This is a genomic window from Rhizobacter sp. P2_H2 (assembly GCF_056403375.1).
Window position 1 is genome coordinate 1 of the sequence record NZ_JBFUFP010000350.1, and the last position, 5033, is coordinate 5033.

Annotated in this window: 5 protein-coding genes; 4 read left to right on the forward strand and 1 reads right to left on the reverse strand. The window is 68.1% G+C overall.

The features are described 5' to 3' along the window. A partial coding sequence (locus AC1D15_RS17645) for a substrate-binding domain-containing protein (RefSeq protein WP_477826999.1) occupies positions 1–284 on the forward strand: 284 nt, incomplete at its 5' end. A 149-nt stretch (positions 285–433) separates the two neighbouring features. Here AC1D15_RS17645 and ppk2 read toward each other — a convergent pair. Then, positions 434–1330 (reverse strand): polyphosphate kinase 2, encoded by an 897-nt coding sequence (gene ppk2 / locus AC1D15_RS17650; RefSeq protein ID WP_477827000.1) that lies wholly within the window; start codon positions 1328–1330, stop codon positions 434–436. Between the two features lie 115 nt (positions 1331–1445). Here ppk2 and AC1D15_RS17655 point away from each other — a divergent pair, with 115 nt between their 5' ends. The 3 genes from AC1D15_RS17655 to AC1D15_RS17665 all read left to right on the forward strand — a co-directional run. Then, entirely contained in the window at positions 1446–3056 is a 1611-nt protein-coding gene (locus AC1D15_RS17655) for an inorganic phosphate transporter (RefSeq protein WP_477827001.1), read from the forward strand. Between the two features lie 189 nt (positions 3057–3245). Continuing rightward, positions 3246–3890, forward strand: a complete 645-nt coding sequence (locus AC1D15_RS17660; protein WP_197067008.1) for a response regulator — start codon at positions 3246–3248, stop codon at positions 3888–3890. Next, positions 3887–5033: sensor histidine kinase (locus tag AC1D15_RS17665; RefSeq protein ID WP_477827002.1), on the forward strand; the 1147-nt coding region annotated here is incomplete at its 3' end. The genes AC1D15_RS17660 and AC1D15_RS17665, both read left to right, overlap by 4 nt.

Here is a 5033-nt window from a genome sequence, read left to right on the forward strand (position 1 = left end):
CCCATGCGGCGGTGGCCGCGTACGTGGCCAGCGGCATGGCCGATGCGGGCTTCGGGGTCGAGACGGCGGCCCGGCGCTTCGATCTGGATTTCATTCCGCTGCAGACGGAGCAGTACTTCCTGTTGTGCGACGAGGCCTTCTTCGATACGCCGGCGATGCAGCAGCTGATGGCGGTGGTGGGGAGCGATGAGTTCCGGGCGGCGGCGAACCAGCTGCCGGGGTATGACGCGCGGCACGCTGGGGGGGTGCATCGGCTGGAGGATGCGTTTCCTGTCTTGCTGTGAGTTCTTGCGCGTCGCGGTGCGCCGCTCACCACCAGCCGCTCTTGTTGGGGGAAAAGATTGAAGTGACCGACRAGCATGCGAGMGYSGGCGCGCTCGTCGGYCACTTCAATCTTTTCCCCCAAACACAGACGGGCGGTGSCGCAAAGAGCTCAATACACCTCAGGCACGATCATCTCCCCCGGCACCGGCTGCCGGAAGTAGTCGTCGTGCCGCACCCGCTGCGGCAACTCGATCGGCGCATGCGCCACCTCCCCATACGGCAGCTGCCCCAGCAGGTGCGCGATGCAGTTCAGSCGSGCYTTYTTCTTGTCGACCGCCTGCACCACCCACCACGGCGCCTCGGGGATGTGSGTGCGSTCCAGCATGATYTCCTTSGCCTTGGTGTASTCCTCCCAGCGGCGGCGYGACTCCAGGTCCATCGGGCTGAGCTTCCACTGCTTCAGCGGGTCATGGATGCGGCCGAGGAAGCGCAGGTGCTGCTCCTCGTCGGTGATCGAGAACCAGTACTTCAGCAGCACGATGCCGGAGCGCACCAGCATCTTCTCGAACTCGGGCACGGTGCGGAAGAACTCCTCGTATTCGTCGTCGGTGCAGAAACCCATCACCCGCTCGACACCGGCGCGGTTGTACCAGCTGCGGTCGAACAGCACGATCTCGCCGGCCGCCGGCAGGTGCGTCGCATAGCGCTGGAAGTACCACTGCGTGCGCTCGCGGTCGTTCGGCGCCGGCAAGGCCGCCACGCGGCACACCCGCGGGTTCAACCGCTGCGTGATGCGCTTGATGACGCCGCCCTTGCCGGCCGCATCGCGCCCCTCGAACAGGATCACCACCTTCTGCCGCGTGCCGACCACCCAGTCCTGCAGCTTCACCAGCTCGCCCTGCAGCCGGAACAGCTCGCGGAAATAGCTGCGGCGCTGCTCGCGGTCCGACGGCGTGCCATCCGGGTCGCGGTCCTCGATCTCCAGCTCGAGCTCCTCGTCGTAGCTGTCCATCAGGTCGCGGTGGATGCGCTGCATCCACTGGTCTTGTTCGGGGTTCACGCTCATGGTGGGTACGGCAGGTTGAAAGACACGGGTGCCTGACGGTGCATCAGCCGCATGACCGGGCCATGACAGCCCGCCGTCATGCCGTTGTCACATCGCCGTCCGACGATCCGGCTCCATGAACACCAGCACCACCACCGCCGGCAGGCTGCCCGTATCGTCACGCCCCTCGCTGGACCGCAAGCCCGGCCCGCTGACGGCGATCCTGTTCATCGGCCTGCTCGCCGCCGGCCTGCTGTTCACCGGCTACAGCCTGGTCGGCGACATCAGCGCCGCCGGCACCACGGTCACCACCTGGCTGCCCTTCCTGCTGCTCGGCGTGGCGCTGCTGATCGCGCTCGGCTTCGAGTTCGTCAACGGCTTCCACGACACCGCGAACGCGGTCGCGACCGTCATCTACACCCACTCGATGCCGCCGAACATCGCAGTGGTCTGGTCGGGCTTCTTCAACTTCCTCGGCGTGCTGGTGTCCAGCGGCGCGGTGGCCTTCGGCATCATCTCGCTGCTGCCGGTCGAGTTGATCCTGCAGGTCGGCTCGAGCGCCGGCTTCGCGATGGTGTTCGCGCTGCTGATCGCCGCGATCGTCTGGAACCTCGGCACCTGGTGGCTCGGGTTGCCGGCCTCGTCGTCGCACACGCTGATCGGCTCGATCATCGGCGTCGGCATCGCCAACGCGCTGATGCACGGCCGCGACGGCACCAGCGGCGTCGACTGGGCGCAGGCCACCAAGGTCGGCTACTCGCTGCTGCTGTCGCCGCTGGTGGGCTTCGGCTGCGCAGCACTGCTGCTGCTCGCGCTGCGCGCCTTCGTCAAGAACCGGGCGCTCTACGAAGAGCCGAAAGGCAACCAGCCGCCGCCGTGGTGGATCCGCAGCCTGCTGGTGCTGACCTGCACCGGCGTGTCGTTCGCGCACGGCTCGAACGACGGCCAGAAGGGCATGGGGCTGATCATGCTGATCCTGGTCGGCACGGTGCCGATGGCCTACGCGCTGAACCGCGCGATGCCGGTCGACCAGGTGACCCAGTTCGTCGCGATGGCTCAGGCCACGCAGGGCTCGCTGGTGCGCGGCAACGCTGCCGCAGCTCCAGCTGATCCGCGCAAGGTCCTGTCCGACTACGTGCGCACCAAGGCGCTGACCCCCGACGTGGTGCCGGCCCTCGCCGAGATGGCCGGCAGCATCGGCCGCCAGGTCAAGCAGCACGGCTCGCTGGCCCGCGTGCCGGCCGAGGCGGTCGCGAATGTGCGTAACGACATGTATCTCGCATCGGAGGCGATCCGCTTCCTCGACAAGGCCGAGGGCACCGGCTTCGACACCGATGCACGCGCCAACCTGAAGGCCTTCAAGAAGCAGATCGACGACGCGACGAAGTTCATCCCGCTGTGGGTGAAGGTGGCGGTCGCGATCGCGCTCGGCCTGGGCACGATGGTCGGCTGGAAGCGCATCGTGGTCACCGTCGGCGAGAAGATCGGCAAGACCCATCTCACCTATGCGCAAGGGGCGTCGGCCGAGCTGGTGGCGATGATGACGATCGGCGCGGCCGACATGTACGGCCTGCCGGTGTCGACCACGCACGTGCTGTCGTCGGGCGTGGCCGGCACGATGGCGGCCAACCGGTCGGGCCTGCAGATGTCGACCATCCGCAACCTGCTGATGGCCTGGGTGCTGACGCTGCCGGCCGCGATCCTGCTGTCGGGCTCGCTGTACTGGCTGTTCACGCACCTGTTCTGACGGCGGCGCAAACGGGGACACCCCCTTTCGGGTGAGCCAACGGCGATCCGACGAAGGGGATCCGCCCGAATGGGCGGTTTGCCTCGCGTGCGCTCAGCGCATACGATGCGCGCTTGCTTGAGCGTCGATGAGGCATCCCCTGCGATGAATTCCGTCCTGCACCCTGGCGCCGAATCCACCGGATCCACCGTGTCCCCTGTCCCCAAGATCCTGATCGTCGACGATCACGCGCTGCTGCGCGTGGGCATCGTCACCAGCCTGTCGGCCATCGAGGGCACGCCGCTCGAGCTGCTGGAGGCGAGCACGCTGCACGATGCGATCGAGGCCTACCGGGCCCACCCCGACACCACGCTGGTGCTGCTCGACCTGAACATGCCCGACTGCAAGGGGCTGCAAGGCCTGAAGCAGTTCCTCGAGGCCTTTCCGCAGGCACGCGTCGCGGTCATCAGCGGCACGCAGGATGAATTCGTGATCGGCCAAGTGCGTGCGCTCGGCGCGGTCGGCTATGTCACCAAGGGCCAGGCGCCCGGCTCGATGTGCGATATCGTGCTCTCGCTGCTGTCGGCCACGCCCGGCCCGGCCAATGGCCACGCCGCTCATCACGGCAGCAGCGCCCGCTTCCCGCGCTTTCCGAGTTCGTCCAGCTACGACCGCGTCGCCGAGCTCGGCCCGCGCCACCTCGAGATCCTCGAGCTGGTGCTGTCCGGCTGCTCCAACCAGGAGATCAGCACGGCCACCGGCCTGTCGCTGGGCACCATCAAGAACTACGTGTCGACGATCCTGCTCGCGCTCGACGTGAAGTCGCGCTCGCACCTGATCAGCCTGTTCCGTTGAGTGCGCCGTTGAGCGACCGGCCGCCCGTGGTGTTCCGCATCGCGCCCTCGGCAACGCCCGGCGCCCACGACGCGAGCCTCGACGAAGGCCAGGAACGCCGCCGCGAGCGCACCGGCGCATCGCAGGTGGAGCGCCTGTATCGCCATGCCTACCGGACGATCGCGGTGTCGTTCGCGCTCGCGCTGCTCGGCTGGGGCGTGTTCGCGCTGTTGACCGACGACGCCCGCGTGCTGTGGTGGTCGGCCGCGATGCACAGCGTGCAGGGGTTGCAGCTGCTGCTCGCGTGGCACTTCCGCCGCCAGGGCCGCGCGGCACTGGCCGAGCCGAAGCAATGGCTGCGCCGCTACCTGGTGGTGCTGGCGTTGTCGTCGCTGGTGTGGGGTGCGGCGGCGTGGTGGCTGCTGCCCAGCACCAACTGGACGGCCACCTCGTGGCTGATCGGCGTGCTGCTGCTGGTCGCGGCCGCGGGCGCGCACCTCTCGACGCCGTACCGCCCGGCCATCTTCTGGTGGCTGCTGCCGCTGCTCACGCCGTTGATCGTGGTGCTGCTGCGCGAGGGCCTGCCGCTGTCGCTGACGATCGGCTCGCTGGTGGCGGTGTCGGGCCTCGCGATCGGCGTGTTCGCGCTGTCGCGCCACCGGCTGCTGATGCGCGAGCTGCAGACCAAGCTCGACAACGATGCGCTGGTGCGCGCGCTGCGCCAGCAGGTGTTCCTGGTGGAGCGGGCGAACCGCGAGAAGAGCCGCTTCCTCGCATCGGCCAGCCACGACCTGCGCCAGCCGATGCATGCGCTGGGCCTGTTCGCCGCGACGCTGCAGAAGCAGCTCGGCAGCTCGCCGCTGCAGCCGATGGTGACGAACATGATCCGCTCGATCGACGCGCTGGAGCAGAGCTTCACGTCGATGCTCGACATCTCGAAGCTCGACGCCGGCGTGATCGAGCCGAACCTGCAGTCGTTCCCGATCCGCGACCTGTTCCGCGTGCTGCACATGCACTGCAGCGGGCAGGCCGAGGAGCTGGGGCTGTCGCTGCGCTTCAAGCCCGGCGGCAAGATCGTCACCAGCGACCCGCACCTGCTGGAGCGCGTGCTGAGCAACCTGATCCACAACGCGATCCGCTACACGAACGAGGGCGGCCTGGTGG